This is a genomic window from Ellagibacter isourolithinifaciens (genome assembly GCF_008831035.1).
GTDB classification, from domain to species: domain Bacteria; phylum Actinomycetota; class Coriobacteriia; order Coriobacteriales; family Eggerthellaceae; genus Ellagibacter; species Ellagibacter isourolithinifaciens.
The window spans coordinates 1-16,522 of sequence record NZ_WAJR01000035.1; the positions used below are offsets into that span (position 1 = coordinate 1).

13 protein-coding genes and 3 pseudogenes are annotated in these 16,522 nt (G+C 55.1%); 5 read left to right on the forward strand and 11 right to left on the reverse strand.

Annotated elements, in window-relative coordinates:
* Positions 1–412: 412 nt before the first annotated feature.
* The 4 genes and pseudogenes from F8C90_RS11445 to F8C90_RS09955 form a co-directional block, all read right to left on the reverse strand.
* Positions 413–634 (reverse strand): annotated as a pseudogene (locus F8C90_RS11445) (hypothetical protein); the annotation flags it as partial.
* A gap of 167 nt (positions 635–801) precedes the next feature.
* Positions 802–1,140 carry a transposase gene (locus F8C90_RS09945; protein ID WP_158050357.1) on the reverse strand — a complete coding sequence of 113 codons (339 nt, stop codon included), beginning with the start codon at positions 1,138–1,140 and terminating at the stop codon, positions 802–804.
* A 91-nt stretch (positions 1,141–1,231) separates the two neighbouring features.
* On the reverse strand, positions 1,232–3,013 hold the full coding sequence (locus tag F8C90_RS09950) for a UvrD-helicase domain-containing protein (protein WP_158050358.1): 1,782 nt from the start codon (positions 3,011–3,013) through the stop codon (positions 1,232–1,234).
* 9 nt (positions 3,014–3,022) lie between these two features.
* Positions 3,023–4,996: an ATP-dependent nuclease gene (locus tag F8C90_RS09955; RefSeq protein ID WP_211361092.1), complete on the reverse strand. Its 1,974-nt coding sequence runs from the start codon at positions 4,994–4,996 to the stop codon at positions 3,023–3,025.
* Positions 4,997–5,296: 300 nt separating this feature from the next.
* On the opposite strand from F8C90_RS09955, the gene F8C90_RS09960 reads away from it, so the two are divergent.
* Complete coding sequence (locus F8C90_RS09960) at positions 5,297–5,785, forward strand: transposase (RefSeq protein WP_158050359.1); 489 nt, start codon at positions 5,297–5,299, stop codon at positions 5,783–5,785.
* A gap of 41 nt (positions 5,786–5,826) precedes the next feature.
* On the opposite strand, the gene F8C90_RS09965 is transcribed toward F8C90_RS09960, so the two are convergent.
* The 5 genes from F8C90_RS09965 to F8C90_RS11455 all read right to left on the reverse strand — a co-directional run bounded on the left by F8C90_RS09965 (position 5,827) and on the right by F8C90_RS11455 (position 8,006).
* Positions 5,827–6,558 (reverse strand): adenylate/guanylate cyclase domain-containing protein, encoded by a 732-nt coding sequence (locus F8C90_RS09965; protein WP_158050360.1) that lies wholly within the window; start codon positions 6,556–6,558, stop codon positions 5,827–5,829.
* A 3-nt stretch (positions 6,559–6,561) separates the two neighbouring features.
* A complete protein-coding gene (locus F8C90_RS09970) occupies positions 6,562–7,107 on the reverse strand; it encodes a Pycsar system effector family protein (RefSeq protein ID WP_158050361.1) in 546 nt (181 codons plus the stop codon).
* An 88-nt stretch (positions 7,108–7,195) separates the two neighbouring features.
* On the reverse strand, positions 7,196–7,276 hold the full coding sequence (locus F8C90_RS11450; protein WP_425481733.1) for a hypothetical protein: 81 nt from the start codon (positions 7,274–7,276) through the stop codon (positions 7,196–7,198).
* 22 nt (positions 7,277–7,298) lie between these two features.
* Entirely contained in the window at positions 7,299–7,502 is a 204-nt protein-coding gene (locus F8C90_RS09975; RefSeq protein ID WP_281350344.1) for a sugar transferase, read from the reverse strand.
* Between the two features lie 351 nt (positions 7,503–7,853).
* On the reverse strand, positions 7,854–8,006 hold the full coding sequence (locus F8C90_RS11455) for a zinc-ribbon domain-containing protein (RefSeq protein ID WP_170264633.1): 153 nt from the start codon (positions 8,004–8,006) through the stop codon (positions 7,854–7,856).
* Positions 8,007–8,351: 345 nt separating this feature from the next.
* Between F8C90_RS11455 and F8C90_RS11260 the strand changes: the two are divergent.
* Positions 8,352–8,867: pseudogene (locus F8C90_RS11260) on the forward strand (Abi family protein).
* A 45-nt stretch (positions 8,868–8,912) separates the two neighbouring features.
* The gene (locus F8C90_RS11030) at positions 8,913–9,050 is read left to right on the forward strand and encodes a hypothetical protein (protein WP_170264634.1); all 138 of its coding nucleotides are present in this window, start codon (positions 8,913–8,915) and stop codon (positions 9,048–9,050) included.
* A 331-nt stretch (positions 9,051–9,381) separates the two neighbouring features.
* Here F8C90_RS11030 and F8C90_RS10000 read toward each other — a convergent pair whose 3' ends face one another.
* Positions 9,382–10,551 (reverse strand): IS256 family transposase, encoded by a 1,170-nt coding sequence (locus F8C90_RS10000; protein ID WP_158050364.1) that lies wholly within the window; start codon positions 10,549–10,551, stop codon positions 9,382–9,384.
* Between the two features lie 133 nt (positions 10,552–10,684).
* On the opposite strand from F8C90_RS10000, the gene F8C90_RS10005 reads away from it, so the two are divergent.
* Together F8C90_RS10005 and F8C90_RS10010 are read left to right on the forward strand one after the other, a co-directional pair.
* The gene (locus F8C90_RS10005; RefSeq protein ID WP_158050365.1) at positions 10,685–13,588 is read left to right on the forward strand and encodes an NERD domain-containing protein; all 2,904 of its coding nucleotides are present in this window, start codon (positions 10,685–10,687) and stop codon (positions 13,586–13,588) included.
* A gap of 126 nt (positions 13,589–13,714) precedes the next feature.
* Positions 13,715–15,817 (forward strand): DUF7016 domain-containing protein, encoded by a 2,103-nt coding sequence (locus F8C90_RS10010; RefSeq protein WP_158050366.1) that lies wholly within the window; start codon positions 13,715–13,717, stop codon positions 15,815–15,817.
* A 152-nt stretch (positions 15,818–15,969) separates the two neighbouring features.
* On the opposite strand, the pseudogene F8C90_RS10015 reads toward F8C90_RS10010, so the two are convergent.
* A pseudogene (locus F8C90_RS10015) lies at positions 15,970–16,398 on the reverse strand (transposase); the annotation flags it as partial.
* Positions 16,399–16,522: the final 124 nt, after the last annotated feature.

A 16,522-nucleotide genomic window follows, 5' to 3' on the forward strand; every position in this document is an offset into this window, starting at 1 on the left:
GATTCCCGGCAGGAAGGCGGCGTAGCATGCGCTAGAATGACGGCATTCTAGGTGATTCTCGGCTCCTCGGGCAGCCTGCGGCTACCCTCGAGAACCGAGCTCTACACCAACATTCGGGACACTACCAGGCTTCACGGAAGCGATAGCCTCAACGGCTTCTTTCTCACAAGCAGATCCGTCGTCATCGCTTGTCACGGGAAGAAGAGCGGTTTTGAAGAGCCCTTGGTCCAACCCGACGATTTGCCATGTTCGCATACAGCCCAAAGAGTTTAACTTGAACATCCGCTGCTTTTGCAATTTCATTCAGATGGGCGTTCGCGCTAAGCGTCTCGCCGTTCTCGAAAGACACGGCTAAAGAACAGTCGTCCCAATCTTCTCCGAGAGACGCACCGACGCCCCGATCGTCATGCTAGCCGACGCAGGCGACCAGGCTGCGCTCGCGGTAGCCGTTGCGGCTGTTGACGCCTCCCGCGCACAGCTGGTCGGCCTCGGCGTCCATGATCGCGTTCACGACGTACTCGGCGATGCGCCTCATGAGCTCCCTCAGGCTCGCCGACCCGTCCTCGAACCTCGGGCCGGCTGCCGCATGCTTTCCGCTAGACTCCCCATTGCGGTCTTCGCCCTTTCCAAGAATCTGTTATGTCGCAATTCCAGATTCTAGGGCGAAGGCCGTTTACCTTCAAAGCCGTTTCGATCCGCTTCGCTTGCACCAACTTTTCCGGCTCGATCCCCCCTGTTCGCCTGCGTTGAGCATCATCGGCCGTTCAGACCGAAACGCAGAAGCTTCATCTTCTCGCAATCTCAGCCCACGAAGCAGCACAGCACGCCGTCAACGGGGTCGCGCCCGAAGTCGGCCGCCACGATCGAGGCCAACCTCTGGATCCAAAAACGCATGTCCTGGGGCCTCTTGGATATGTATACGACATCGGACGCGGTGAACGGATCCGCGGCGAAGCCGTTGCGCGGAGGCTTCGCCCAACCGGACGCCCCCGAGCTCTTCCCGGCGAAGCGGCCGAGCTCCTCGTCACAGAAGACGGCGAGTCGCCTGCACGGACTCGACTCGCTCACCTTGCTCAGCGAGCACCGCTCTCCGACAGCCACGCCCGACGCCAGGCAGCGCTCCATGGGCCCGGCCCACATGTCGCGCCTTGCAGCGTCCCCGTTGACAGACGCCACAAGCCTCCAAGATAAAAGACGTTTGCGATAAGCATGGGCCAAAAAGCGGCGTCGGTTAAGACGCGCCATTTTTGACGCACGCTGCGATTGTCCTCTCCGGCCACTCCCTCAAAAAGTCGCCATATGTATAGCAGTTTTCTTCTCCAGCCAAATCGTGCAGAAATGACCGGAACTCCAGGGAAAGAGGTATCGACACGAAAAAGAACAATCTTTTTCTGGGCCGCGAGCAACATACGTAGAAAAGGTTTCTGTTTCTCTCAAAAGATGCTTGCTTCCCCGAGGGTATAGGTACTTGACCGGTGATCATCGGCGCGTAAACGTCAAACTGATACAGGTTCCAACCTCGTCCGATCGCAAACACGACGTTGTCATATTCCTCGCCTTTGACGCCGTGCTCGGTCGAAAAAGAAGCATCAGGCTGGAGAAACTCAATTGCCGCAACAAACTGCTGATAATCAAGTCCGAGGTATTGCCCAATCGAAGCAGAAGAGGCATAGAGCGTACTCGAATCGCCTCGATAGAGAGACATCCACCCCTCGATCTTTGGGGGAATGGGCACCAGGCCGCTCCCCACAACCGCATTGACCACATCAATCGCTTTGGAGTTTCTCGCGCTCTCGAGCGAGCGGCGAAGCTCGTGCCAACGTATTTTGTCGGATTTCTTGTTTATAGGATAACGCTTTACTCCCAAAGCCTCGAACAGCCCTGCGTGGTCCGATTCGCACAACGCGCGATAAACTGGTTCGACGACATCCTTGAAGAAGATCAGAAAGACATCTTCCTCGTCCCGAAGAGCGTCGCCGATAATGGCGAGAAGCTCGTCATATCCTTGTTGCGAAGCCAGCACCTTATGAGTGATCATAAGCGTCTTGGTCGTCTCCTCCGGCAAAACGTTGCCACGAATGAGCCCGGTAACCTCATCCAATCGTTCTCTGAGCACATCAGGGGGCAACTCGCCCTTGAAGTTGCGGTCGTTGCGACGGGATCCAGAGTAATCGTCATTCGTTATCACCACGACTTCCCCCTCAAAGCCGTCGATGGCGGAGGTCTGCGGCAAGTCGGGGCGAATGTCATTCAGCAGCCGAACTATCCGCGGCGCCGACCTGAAGTTTGACCCTTTCCTGATAACCTTCAACCAGTCGCTCGAGATGGCTCCGCACGCCTTGTTTGACTGGTATATGGTCTGCCAGGCGTCGCCAAAAAAGCCGAACTGCGGCGCGGCGCCGGGCTCAATGAAATATTCAACGAACTTCTCGACGATGGGGCCGTATGAGTCCTGATACTCATCAATCAAGATCAGAGGATACCTGTCGGCGAACATCCGACGAAACTTCCCGTTGTCCAGAAGCTCACAGAACAGCTTTAGAACGTCATCGTGGTAAAGGTACTGCACACCGTTCTCTCTGTACCGGTTGCCAAGGGTATAGCGAACCTCGTCAACCCGAGCGAAATCCCCTTCATCCGGCATATAATCCAAGTTCTCCGTCACAGTTTTGACCAGAAAGCTTTGATACTGCTTTATCGCCTCCCAGGCAAAAGCGTGAATCGTTCGCGGAAGCACGGGAGAGTTTTCCGGAAGCCTCTCCTTGATAACCTCGACGGCAGCATTGGTATAGGTGATGCAAACGGCAGATTGGGCGTTCTTTCTATATTCGGCCCACTTGTTCTCTTGAACCCACGCCGCGGCTTGGTTAAGCGAGTAAGTCTTTCCAGAGCCCGCACCGGCCTCAACAAGGAAGCTGCACCCATTCTCAAGGGCTTCAGCTATGAGCAGGTCAACCTTATCTGCCTCAAGTTTGGCGCGATTGTAGTTAGCCTCAATCGACGATTCCGTCATAAGCGCCACCTAACCAATCGTCTTCTGGTCGTTGAGCCAAACAAGCCCATCCCTAATGTAAGCAGGTACGGTGTAGCTATCGTGCTTATATATGAGGTCGAGCGCAAAATCCGTCTTGCTCCCATTACCAAATGTCAAATCATCCTCAGTCGCATCATTATCCAAACCGTATATCGCACGGTTCACATTGCGTATGGCTTCTTCAAGCGACCTGCCGCAAAAGCCGTGCTCCTCGGTCTGGAATTCTATATGACATTGCTTCCGAGTCTTCTTTTCGGCAGGCATCGAAATCACGCTTGGCAGCTCGATTTTCGAGCTGCCATCTTCGGGAAGACCCACATTTCTCCGCACCCACCACTTAATGGTCGCGTTCGACGTTGTCTCCCCTTGAGACACGGACACAGCCCTATTGTTAGCACCGGCAACCGAATCGAGATCGGTTATAACCAGGCAGGGAATTCCCAGGAACTCAACAAAAGGCAAGAACTTGTAGGCATATGCGCCTCCGACCTCAATCAAAGAGCAGTACTGTTCGGTCAGCCTGTACTTCTGGCCGTCGAAGTCGCCGGCGGCGGCGCATTTCTCGATGATATCCGGAAGCAAGAGCCGCTCGGATGCGCCCTCGACAAGAATCGCCTTATCGGCAAACAGCAGGTCGCATCGAGTCAACGTGAAGTACTTCATGATGAAATCGGTGTTGTCTCGATGCTTGTCAGCGAAGGTGCTCAGATTTTTATAAACGATCCCGTCCTTCGTCTTCTGGGCGTACCGTATCTGCGCGAAAGGTATCGTATTAGCAACGTGGGCGGAATGCGAGCTCAGGAAGGTTTGTATGCTAGTGTTGCCAATCCGCTTGATGAACGATTCAAGATATCTGGCAAAGGCGTGCTGCATCTGCGGATGCATATGGGATTCAGGCTCCTCGATGAAGAGCAGGGGAATACACGCATTGCCGGCTTTCGCGACGCTTTTAGCAAAGGCCGCAAGAAGGAATTCCATCTTTATCAGGTTCTTGTAGCCTAGACCGTTGTGCGTCCCGGGCAAGCTCTCGCCAGCTTCCTTCGCCGTATACGAAAGAAGCGACTGGTTCTTTATCTGCTCATCAAAATCCAACCGCGTAGTAACGGCCAGCTGGAGCTCCTCGGCATTGGGATACCCAAAACCAACCGCCTCGTTGACGAGACTGCTTAGAACCTCATCACTCTTTCCCTGGACCTCTTTGTTCGCCCTACCAACAACGCCATGCAGGTCCTTCATCATTTCGGCAACCTCTGGGCCCAGCTCGCTCGCACTCGAATCGAAGAACTCGGTGATGAGCGAAGCCAAGGGGTCGCTCTTCGAACCGTCTTCCCCAAGAAGACGCTCCGCCGGGATGTAGCAAGAGGGAAACAGCATTTTGAGCTCGCCGATATCCTTGACCTGCCGTTCGTTCTCTTTGACCGGATTAACCGCATAGACAGTCATCGAAAACAGCTTCTTAAATTCGCTCTTGATTGCATCGCAAACTGCCTCGGCATCGTCAAAACCATCCTCGTCGCCGCGGCCTCCCGCCAGGACGTCTCTCAGCTTTTTCTCGTTCCGAGCCAGACCGTATTCAACAACAATCAGAGCGGTAGTTAGCTCCGGATCGACGTCGATAATGAACGGGGACAATGCCCCTAGCCCATCCTCCTCGCCTTCTTGGGAGTAGTCGATGCGAAACTCCGCCACAATCGGCTCCACCGATGCACAGAGGTCGTCAAAGGACAACTTGCCGCAAATGTATTCGTTAACGCTATCGCAAAGACCCTTACGCTTCCAAAGCGGATAGTCATCAAAACCGAACGGACCGCCTTCCAGAATGCCCTTGATGAAGTTGAACAGCGAAGTTTTCGCAGTGTTGTTCCGCCCAACAATCAGCGTTGTCGCAGAATCGACTTCGAGCTCCGCATCGACGAGCAGCCTATAGTTCCGTATTCTGACACTTGCTAAGTGCATATTCATCACCCATTTTTTCAGATTGGACGTAAGCCGATACCAGAGAAAAAGCCATTCAAGTCACTAAATTTCAATTTATCACATCTGATGCCGGCCATAGAATCGACCACGAATCTTCCCGAGGAGTGTCGGAATAGAGAAGGAACATGGCACATGCCGTTGGTATGATCTGAGCATCTAGTTCAATCATGCCAGGAGACAGGCCAAGTCCAAGCAAATCGTATCATCCGACAAGAAGGCCAGCCAGCTCGCCAGCGTCTTGCACGCCGCATCGAGGGCGTCAGCAAGATCCTGCGAGGCGTGCGCATGCTCACCGACGACAAGGCCGCCGGCATGGTGGGCTTGATCGCCGAGGTGTTCCCCGGGGCCAAATACCAGCGCTGCACGGTACGCTTCTACCGCAACGCGCTGGCCAAGGCCCCCAAATCCAAGCGCTCCCAGGTCGCGGCCATGCTCAAGGCGATCCACGCGACGAAATCGCGCGGCGCGTTGGGGGCAAAGGCGGAATCCGTCGCCGGCGAGCTCGGGTCGATGGAGCTCAAGGAGGCGGCGAAGGTGGTTCGCGAGGACTTCACCGAGACGCTGACGTACTGCGAAATACCGCGCGAGCATTGGCGGCGCATCCGCACGAATAATGCGACCGAGCGGCTCAACAGGGGAATCCGCGCTGATGCTGATGGTCGCCCAACTGGAGCACGTCGCCGACAACGAATGAAGATCTCGCCGCTACCTGAACGCGTCGCTTGCTCAAGAAGTAACCGTATCCTTATCGACGGCTGGCTAATAATTCGCTAAAGCATTGATGGTACCGCCTGTGCTTCTCCGTCTCTACACGCTTAGTCCATTCCGCCATTTATCCAATCATTCATCAGCGTCTTAACAACATTGCACTGATAACATCCATGAGGCTCTCCGGAGGATTTACTAAACCAGCTCTTCGCTTCGCTGTTGCGCTCTACCTCGATATCGATAATGTTGTTATAGAACAATGATGACATCCAGATGCGCTGGCGATGGTCCTTCTGCCCATACCCACTCAATTTAGATGCAGTCGATACCGCATCGCCCATCCATACATGAGCATTAATGTCGACGCCCTTCCTTCCAGCTTTGATTACATGATCATGCCCAACACCGAGACCAATTCCAGCCCTGAGCGTGTCAAGGCCACGCTTGCGCAAAACAGCATTGAGCATGTTCAGATAAGTGTTGCACCACACAGCGAGATCAAAAACGTTATCTATGTCCCGCTTCTTCGGCGTGGTATACACTGCATACACGCAGTCACCCCGGATGCCAATCTCTCGCAGGTTGTCCTCACCGCGCAGAATCTCGATGAGCTCAGAGGTGAAACAACGGACTATCTTAGCGACGTATTCCTGATCATCGCGAGCCATCAGCTCCGTCGACTCCCTAATGTCGATGAAGATAGCAGAAATCCACGACAGATACGAGTTGTCGAAAGTCAGCTCATCGTTCTTCGGTAGCCTATTCTTTTCGATAACCGCCATCCCGCTATCAAGAATCTCGTCGATTCGTTTCTTCCCCGCGCGATAATCGTAGTGCATAACCTATCTCCCCGAACCGATGACCATAACCAAGGCACACAACAGCATAAACAGCAACAAGAAAACAAGAGACCATCGGTTAAGCGCCATCTTCCTCTTCGCTATCCTGGAGTTCACGTAAATCTGCCCAGCCAACTCCTCTCGCAAGTCCGCTCTTTCGGCATCCCAAAGAAACGCCCCCACATTCGAGTAACAGTCGATGTCGCCATAGAAAAGAACGGATTTCCTTCGCCCCTCAAGGTCTAACCTTGGGAAGATTGACCCCAACACGGCAAGAACCAAAAGCAACGCGGAAAGGCCGCAAAGCACGACGACGACGAGATGCCAGCCGCCATCGACGACCATCGACTTTGCCGCTAAAACGAACTCCCCATTGGGGAAGGCAACGGCAACGATAACAGCCAGTGCCGCGATAACCATCCCGTTCTTGGCATCGGCATCGCGAATGTAGGCACCCGTCCTGTCGAGAACCCATTTCAAATCGTCGTCGGAAAGCCCGGCGCGCTTATCAAGAGTCGCCTCTCCTCGTTCACCCTTCTTAGCTCCCATAAAACCCACCTACTGCATATATCGAAATAGCACCAATCAATAGCCTTATGCAGACCTTCAGCGGAATTATTATACTAGTCACCCAACGCTAAATGAGTTCCACCTCAATCTCCCCGAGCGCACACTCGGCGCGTGCGGCCGCCTCATCGGCATTGGCACCGCTGCACACAACGTGACCTATGCGATCGTTACTAGAATGGGGCGTTTCGATAGAGTCGCCACAAATCAAAATCGACCCACTCGTCGAAGGTAATCGAGTCGCGGTTGCGGCGGGTTTGCCAGTAGCAGGTCATGCCGGGCTTCACCAGCAGCCTTTGGCGCTGGTAGTCGTTGTAGGTTGCTACCTCGTTTGGCAGCGCAGGACGCGGGCCCACTATGGACATCCCTTTTGTCAAGACGAAAAAACAAGATTACCTGCAGAAATGCTCCGACTAGATAGCCGAACTATCTGTTTCCTGGAGTTTGAACCTCCAGACTTTTACAGCTCATTCCGACCGTCATCGACGATGAACCGGCTCCGAAAAGCTGCCTTCGAATCGAATAGAAAATCGTCCCATTGGGGCAGATTCCCAATGGGACGATTCTTCGCATCAACGTCGACGTATACATAAATCCAGTCATCGAAAACGATGCGGACCCTCATAGCTGCCACACATAGCCGTCCAGTCCAATATTCGCAAGATCACGCCTATGGGCAGGAGGCACCGACGCCTCCCCCCGTTCCTTCCTCGCCGAGGGGCCGAGGGCTAGTCGAGCCTTATCGGCCTCTCGGGCCTCTTCCTCCCCGAACAGTACGGGCAGTAGCCCGGCTTGGCCCTCGCCCTGTCGCGGACGGCCATCTGGTAGACGTGGCCGCACTCGCCGCGCCACCATGCGAGCTTGCGGCTTATGGCCTGCACGATGCTTGGGCCTGCCTAGCAGCCCACGCTCGCCCACCAGAGCGTAATCGAACCCGCTGATCTCAATGTTCGAGGCAACTCCGGTACCGAAGTTCGCGATGCCGAACAGGACGCACGATTTGTCGCGAACGTTCTCGAGGAAGGCGACGGCCGTGGCCCCCGGCTCTCATGTAGGGCTCAGACGGCGATCCCCATCGCGCCGATGCTGCACAAAGAAGCAAGCGAGCAAGCATCAATCTGAACGATAACACTCGGATCCATCCTCCACCTTCCAACATCGCAGCGAGCTCAATCCTTCTTAAACGGGTCGCGCGTGCATACCTTGTCGGACACGTCAGACAAATCATCACTCCAACGGTTCGTCGCAATCACGTCACACTCGGCCTTGAACCTGGCCAGGTCATGCGTGCCTACAAGCTCGACCGCGACCTGAGGCTCGTCATGCTCAGCGCCATCGCCGACATCGAGATCTATCTCCGCAGCAGACTCTCCTATCTTGCAGTCGAAGAGGATGGCTCCTTCGGCTTCCCCGAATCCACCAAGGCCAGGCTCAACCGCGAATTATCCGCGGTCAAGAATAGCGAGCAGCTCATCAAACATTTCGTCGCCAAGTACGGCGACAAGCACAACCTGCCGCCCTATTAGATGATGGTTTAATGCGCGACAATGGGAACCATCAAGCTGCTCTACCAGAAAGTATCTCCGGACGCGAGAACAAAAACCGCCTCCGAGCTCGGCACCAGGGTTCCCGTGCTCAAGAATTGGCTTTCCGTGCCGCGCGTCGCGAGAAGCGCGTGCTGCCACCATTCGCGCATCTGGAACAGGACCTGGGGCGTACGACCCGTAATCCCCAGGAATTGAAATGGCTTCGAGGCGTCCAGCGGAAAGACGTTCGCCGTCCTTTCGGTGCTCTGCTACCTGCTCGATGCGATCGACGACGCAACCCTCTGGAGGCTGAAGGTCGACGACCTGCTCGAGGAACACAACAATATCGAGCTCGACATGCTCGGGTTTCCCGAAGACTGGCAGACAATGCCGCCCTAATGCAACTTCGCAGGGCCTGGCGCTTGTAGATCGCGTAGACGGTGACGTACTCCCCCTCGCTGTGCAGCTCGTCCTCGTAGGACACACCCCTGCTCGGAGACGGAGCTGCGATCGCCGGCAAACAGCTGCTCGGGGTTCATTCCCCCTCTCCGTCGCTCCGCATAAGCTGGCTGAACAGTATCGGGCGCGCGGTGACGCCCTTGATCTTGACGATGCGGTCGTAGCTGCTGCGGCATCCTCTGGTTGAGAGCATTTTTCCTCCCCTAGGCCAAAGAGCACAAGCAACAAGGGGAAGGTGCCGTCAATAGTTTTGCGCAAATTCAGCCAGCCGTCAGCATGACTGCTCCTTGAGAAGCAGCGCGCCCAGGTAGCGGCGCAATCCCCATTCGCTGTCGGAGACGTACTTCAGGCGGGCGGCCACCAGCATGAGCGCGGACTTGCCGTCGGGAAAGGTGCCGACCGCGCGGGTCCTGCGCCTTATCTCCCCGTTGAGCCGCTCGATCGCGTTGTTCGCGCGGATGCGCCGCCGATGCTCGCGGGGCATCGCGCAGTACGCGAGAGTCTCGGCACGCCCGCCGCGCACGACCTCGGCGGTCTCTTTGAGCCTCACGGACTCCAGATCGGCCGCCACGGCCTCGGCCTCGGCGGCTGGGGCCTCGCGCGACTCCATCGCGTGGACGGCCTTGAGCATGGCCGTGACGCGAGGCCTCTTCGATTTGGGGACCTTGGCAAGAACGTTGCGGTAGAAGTGCACGGTGCAGCGCTGGCATTTTGCCTTCGGGAACACCCCGGCGATCGAGCCGGCCATGCCGGCGGCCTTGCCGCCGGTGAGCATGCGCACGCCGCGAAGGCCGCACGGCTTCGGCCACGACGGGAAGCCGCGCCAGCACTCGGCCGACTCGGTGAAGCCCTCGGCGCACCCGATCGCCCCGCGATGGCCGTCCTCGTTCGCACCAATGGCGACCATGACGGCGACGTTCCCGCAGGAGCCGCCCCAGCTGCGCTTCAGGTAGATGCTGTCGACGTAGACGTACGGGTATTCGCAGGTCAGCGGCCGGCACCGCCACTCGTCGACCGATTTGAACGCCTTCTCGTCGAGGTTGGGGACCGTGCCGGCGGAAACGCCCGCGCCCCGCAGGATCTCGCCGACGTCCTCGATGCGGCGCGTCGACACCCCGGCCAGGTACATCTCGATGACGGTCTCATCGACCGACGTCTCGCACCTTTTGCGGCGCTCGATGACCGCCGTGACGAAGCGCATGCCCTTGTGCTTGGGCATCTTGAGCGTGAGCTGGCCCGACGTCGTGGTGAAGAGGCGTTGGCGGCGGCCGGCGCGGTAAGCGGCGCGCTCATTGGTGCGCTCGTAGGGCCCGGCGCCGATGAGCTGGTCGGCCTCCTCGTCGAGCATCGCGTTGATGGTCTCCTCGATGGTTTTCCTGGCTAGCTCGCGCAATTCGTCTTTCACGGCCTGCTCGTCGAATGATACGATTGGGTTGGACACGGCCTGCCTCCTGGCATGATTGAATTCGACACTCAAATCATGCCGACGGCACGCGCCATGTCGTTCTCTTTTTCTGGGCGTGTTCAGCTTTCAAAGTGCGCAAAGAATTTTACGTTACCTCGAGGAGGAATTGATGCTTGAAGATGGAGTTGTCGTCAAGTACGGGCTTGCTGACCGAGCGCATGAGAACGAGTTCTTTCGGTATTTTGCACGATCGGTAAAAGCATACTTCGACAAGAAAGGCATCCCCGCGTTGCTGATGGGAATGCCCGAATGCAAAGTTGACAGCAGGCTTCAGATTGATGCACTTTTGATAACGGACAAAACCCTGACGATTATCGATTTCAAGGACTATGGCGGGACGCTGATGCTCCCTGATGAGGCTTCTTTCAGGAGGGGTCCTTGGGAAACTGCCGATGGCATTGTGGTTAAGGGTGGAAGCAGCCCCAATCCCTTTTATCAAACTGGCCTTCAGCGCGAGCGTTTGGTGAGAATCCTTGAGACGTTTTGCCGGAACCTCTCGAGTTTTAATCCTCGTTTTGTTTCGACTATGGTTTGCTTCGCTAAGACGATGAACGTACAGGGCTCCATACCTGGAAATGTAAGGAGCTACTTTCACATAGCTGACGAAAACACGTTTCTAGAGAAGCTTTTCGACGTTGTTAGCGCGGGTAGAGAAGACGCCGGGTTATTGAGTGGCAAGTTTCTCAATACATTCGACGGGAAAGTGTTCGGCTCCACTGATTATGATTTGGAGATCAACCCCGCCCTCTTGGGCATCGAACGCACGCAACCACTTCAAAATGAGCCTCCTGAAAGCTCTCAGGAGGCGCCCGCTCAAAACGAGAAGATTAGATCTTTTCTTGAGGGAGATTCTTCTGTTCTCATCGTGACCGGCGCCGTCGGCACCAACAAAGCGCAGATAGCTCCGGTCATCCGCGAAGAGTCATTCCGAGCTGGCTTTTCGTCTGCGCGTGTTTTCGCCCTATCGAACAGAGTCAAGAGAAACCTTGGCAGTACGATTGACGAGGTCGAGAGCCTGTATGCCACAATTTTTGACTTTTCCGGCACGCATATCGATGACACTGGTATGCGGGTTGTTCCAGTGGCCCCTAGGGTTGAACACGATCCGTTCTCTGACTGCGATGAGAATGATACTGTTGCCAGGCGACATATTTACATTATTTACGAAAGCCAGCTAGTCACCGACTCTGGCCGTACGGGCGAAATGATCCAGTTTGGGTCTGGCCACCTTCTATCGGACCTGTTCGAATACACTGGCATTAAAGAAGAGGGATGCGAAGATAAAATCGTCTTCGTCGGCGATAAATTCCAGCTTGGGTTCGGTTCGTGGAGCGAATCCTGCCTGAATGAAGCATGGTATGGAGACAGTTTCACCGTAGAAACGCTGGAGCTTCCGGACGTCCAGAATCCCACAGGAATCCAGGAAGCGTGCTTGCAAATTGCGAACGCAATTCGGCAAGGAAGAACCACCAACCTGGTACTTGAGGAAACGGACCAGGTAAGGATTTGCGATTCAAGCCTCGAGAGAGGGCTCCTCGAGAATGCGAGCATGGACCACCTTAGGCACAAGGTCCTTGCGTACACAAACAGGCAGGCATGTGGGCTTAACGAATACATCAAAACACGCATTCTCGGAAACGGGAGACTTGTTGCCCCTGGTGACATTATTGTCTTTCAGAACCAAACCTACGCATATCCCTCAGAAAGGTATCAATCGTATGGCTCAGTCTCACAGTTCGACGACATGGAGCCTAGGAGAATCGAAAATGGGGAAACAGGTAAAGTCGTTGCAATCGACACCAACGAAAGCAACTGGCTTGTCCTGGAGGAGCAAGTCTCGAAAGAAGAGGCCCCTATCCGGTTGACGCTTGTTAATGCCGATGTACATCTGGATTCATCAAGGATATCGGAAGTGTATCGGGTGCCTTTTATCCTGGAGGCGCTTCAGTCTGACGGACCAGATCTCAATTTGATGCAGGAGACCACCTTGAAGGTCCATCTTACGAGGCTGTTCGCCGAATACATGAAAGCCCATCCATTTGAAGGCAGCAAGCATTTCAAAGAGATGATGGAGTCGGGCGAATATGCAATCAACGCTGCAGGGCAGTATCGCGACCCAAAAGACGGCAGATACCTGACCATCTACGAAAAGAGATATCGCGACGAAATTGAACGTGAGATGCAGGGATCAAGCAGCGAGTATGCAAGATGGCTGAATGCGGCACATATCAAATTTGGATGGTGCATGACTGTTCACAAGGCCATATCGAGCGAATATGACGAGATTACTTTCTCCACAAAGTTTGAAGGAGGCAGACGCAACGCTGGCTATTTTAGGTTCTTATACACCGGCATCAGCCGAGCAAAGGGTCGCGTTAACCTGGTCAGATGGGAGCCCGTGTCCCCGTTCGAGAAAACCGAATTCGGAGTTATCGAGCAACAGGCGGGACATAGCGCTAAGAAACCAGTTGTGCTCGTTTCTACCATGGACTCCGTTAGCGCGGACGTGCGCAATCTTGTCGAGACGTCGCTTACGAGCGAAATGGCAATAGCGGACACGAAATCGGTGCGCTATCAGGAAATCTACGAAATCGCACAAGGCGACAAGAGCTTCAAGGCGATATTTGATTATGGCAATGACGGTAAAGTCAAGTTGCCACGCTATGCCAAGGGGGACAAGGAGCTCTTCGAATCATTCAGGGATTCGGTCTGCGGATCTTTCGTCCCTTCGAGCATCGGCGCGGGTGGGCAGATGTCCTGGCTATATGACATCCTCAGCAGGGATATCGTTGATGATTGCGAGCTAGCCATTGTTTCCTCTTCGAACTACAGGGATGTCCTCGCGATAAGGAGGCACGGCGCATCGGTCGAAATACAAGTCGACTACAAGAAGGATGGCGCAATAAGTGGGTTCAAGGCCGTTGCGGGTGACATAGCGCTTTTCTCAGAAGTTGTGCGCGAGATTTGCGAGTATTACGCAATGTCAAATCCTGATATGAGTTTGTGGGTGTAGAAGATGGCCTATGTACCTAGCGAAGAGGCGGCGCACGTTACCGAGTTGAGAAAATCGGGCCAGCTTAGGGAAGCGTACGGATACGCGAAGGCGGTATATCAGACCGGAAATCGCGAAGAGACTTTCATGAGCGCATACACATGGGTGCTTCACGATTGCTTGAAAAGATATTTCGATAACAGTTCAAGATTTCACTCAGACGTACGCGCATTCGTACAAACGCTGGCGCAGATTCGCGCCTTCCCAATCAGGAGGGACAGGGATGAGCTATTTATTGAAAACCTGATTAATAAAGTTCGCAGTGTGTGTTGGGACTTGGCCAAGCAGGGGAACCTAGATTCTTTGCGTTTGCTGGCATCCGAGATCTGCAGATGGAGAAGAGGCACGGTGCTTTACACCGTAGACATTGCCAGGCCTCTGCTCATTGGTCTTAAGGCCGATTACCAAGGAAGCGGGATGATCCTCAACTGGCTTAACATCGGTGCGGATTCGTGGGCTACTTTTCTAGGCCTTCCTCCTGAAGCCATAGGCGCCCAAGCGGAGCAGGACGACGTGGCGAGTGAAGCGGTTCTATGGACGCTATACGATGAACTGAAGCGCCATGCTGGCGACGATCAAGGACGAGGGTTGTCTCTCGAACGTTTCGTGCAAACCTTGTCCCTGTTCCGATACTTCGACCATAGTTCAAGTGAAGCGCGAGAAGTGCTTGCTTATGCTGTAGGCAAGTTGGTCCATATAGGATGGGGCTGTCGGAAAGCCAAGAACTTACGAGGCGTGCAATACCTTCTGCAAGAGGCAGTCCAATGGCCACAGGGTTCCATGATGCACACCGGTGACGTATTGCTCATGTTCTCCAAGGGTCTCCTGGACGATGCGGCCAGCATAATCAAGCTGGCAGAGTGGTATGGCCCTACTGAGTATAGCAGCATGGACTATGAGGAGAAAAAAGATGGCGATAAGACTTATCCGTCGCTAGCTCAGTCGTTCACTTCCCAGTACCTTGAGGCGCTTATGGCGCAGGATAGAGGTGGGCAGCCTATAGCAACGGTCGAGCAGAAGCTTCGGTCGGCAAATGAGCTTCAAACCCTCCTAGACTCGGGTCGATGCCAGTCATGGAAATGGGAATCGTACAAGCTCGGCCTGCTGTTGACGGACATTGGCTTATTTGAACAGTCCCGCGCACGGCTTGCGAATATCGTCGCGTCCGAGCCTAGGCAGGCTTGGGCATGGGCTGCTTATGGTCGAGCATGGAAGAACGATTCAGAAGAGATGTACGAACAGTGCCTGTTCAAGGGGCTCTCTGTATCCAATGACGTCCAGACCGCGTTGAGCGTCCACGAGGAAGCTTTGCAGGTGTTCGCAAAAGAAGGCATGTTCGGGCACGCTAGAGCTGAAGCCGAATTGATAGAGAGCTTCAGGGCGGAGCATGAATGGAAGCCATCTGCGGCCGTCGAATGGGCGAAGAGCGAAGAATGGTATCGGCAGAATGAGCCCAGCGATGACTGCGCCGAAGCTTACAAAAGGCTATCTAAAGACGCGGAGGATATACTGGCAGACATGCTGCCCTGGACCGAGTTTTACGCTGAATGGGAGGACCGCGATAAAGGGATTGTCGGAATTGTAATATCTGCCGGATACGATAAGACCAACTCGTTAATCGCGAATAGGGAGCTCGTACATGGGAGCCTTGCAGATCGGCTGGAAGTCGGACGTTGCTATAGGGGGCATTGCGGCCCTGAAAAGAAAGCAATTCTTGGCAAAGTTGAAGAATGGCCGCAGGCAGAAATTAGCAAATTCTTTTTGGGCAACTACTCCGGTCTTATAGATATCATCAGAGATTTCGGTTTTGTCCGTGGTAAGCCTGATAACGTCTGGGTGTCGCCCACTCTGTTAAAAGGCTTAAACGCTAAACAATACCAGAAAGTGTCCGGTAGTTGCAGAAGGGTCTTCCGAAAAGATAAGAGTTGGGCTTGGGAGGCTTCGAGCATTGAGCTCGGGGAAGATCCTGCTGCCGAGTCTTTCGAAAGGGTATTCGAGGGCTATCTCGACGTTGCGAGAAAAGGATTTGGCTTCATCGATGACTGCTTCGTTCCTGCTTCCCTCGTCGATTTGGCGGGACGACGTTCCTACGTTAGGGTGAAGGCAAAGAAGAGCTGGGACAGTAAAAAGAACCATTGGAGTTGGTCTGCTTTCGAGCTGCTAGACGGCGAAGAGGATGATTGGGACTAGCAACCTTTGATTCTGTCTTTGTGACGCGCTGCGACGATGCCCGTACCGGTAAAGGTGCGGGCATTGTTCGTCTCTGCCCGCCTCACGAGACGAAAGGTAGGCAGGAACATGGACGGCGAGACCAATGGCATCCAGGAAACCACGCAGGGTGGGTTTGCCCGCTCCTGCACGTTGTTCGCGCGCAGCCGCTTCCAGTGCGACGGCGGAAATCCCAGGTAGGCGAGCGCGTCGGGCTCGGCCTCCTCGGCCACGGCGGCGGCCTTGGGGCAGCAATCGCGCAGCATGTCGCGGGCCACGTGGCACATGGCCCGCGCCGTCGCGGCGTCCTTGGCGCGGAACGCCGGCGAGAGCATGCGGCCGACCCGCCTCTTGAGCTGGCGCGACCCCGCCTCGCGCATGCAGCCGCGCATCAGGTGGACGGCGCATCTCCGCCAGGAGGCGCCCCGGAAGACCTCCCCCGATCGCCCCAGCCGGTCCTTTGTTCGCGTCGGACGTCACGAGCTGGACGCCGCGCGCGCCGCGGTCCTTGATCGCGCGCAGGAAGCCGAGCACGAGTCGTACGACTCGGTGTCCACGACTGACTATTTCACCGCTTTTGCTACGCCATTCCAAACATCGCTGCTACAGTGTTCCACGGTTGGCTGATACACCCCAACGAGAAGAATTGACACGCGCCCCGCAAGGGGCGCTTCCTTTTCCAGCAAA

What these genes read in the sequence shown, in the direction of transcription:
- F8C90_RS09945 (WP_158050357.1), bottom strand. Translation starts at nt 1,140, where the DNA reads ATGTGGGCCGGGCCCATGGAGCGCTGCCTGGCGTCGGGCGTGGCTGTC.
- F8C90_RS09950 (WP_158050358.1), bottom strand. Translation starts at nt 3,013, where the DNA reads ATGACGGAATCGTCGATTGAGGCTAACTACAATCGCGCCAAACTTGAG.
- F8C90_RS09955 (WP_211361092.1), bottom strand. Translation starts at nt 4,996, where the DNA reads ATGAATATGCACTTAGCAAGTGTCAGAATACGGAACTATAGGCTGCTC.
- F8C90_RS09960 (WP_158050359.1), top strand. Translation starts at nt 5,297, where the DNA reads ATGCTCACCGACGACAAGGCCGCCGGCATGGTGGGCTTGATCGCCGAG.
- F8C90_RS09965 (WP_158050360.1), bottom strand. Translation starts at nt 6,558, where the DNA reads ATGCACTACGATTATCGCGCGGGGAAGAAACGAATCGACGAGATTCTT.
- F8C90_RS09970 (WP_158050361.1), bottom strand. Translation starts at nt 7,107, where the DNA reads ATGGGAGCTAAGAAGGGTGAACGAGGAGAGGCGACTCTTGATAAGCGC.
- F8C90_RS10005 (WP_158050365.1), top strand. Translation starts at nt 10,685, where the DNA reads ATGCTTGAAGATGGAGTTGTCGTCAAGTACGGGCTTGCTGACCGAGCG.
- F8C90_RS10010 (WP_158050366.1), top strand. Translation starts at nt 13,715, where the DNA reads ATGAGCGCATACACATGGGTGCTTCACGATTGCTTGAAAAGATATTTC.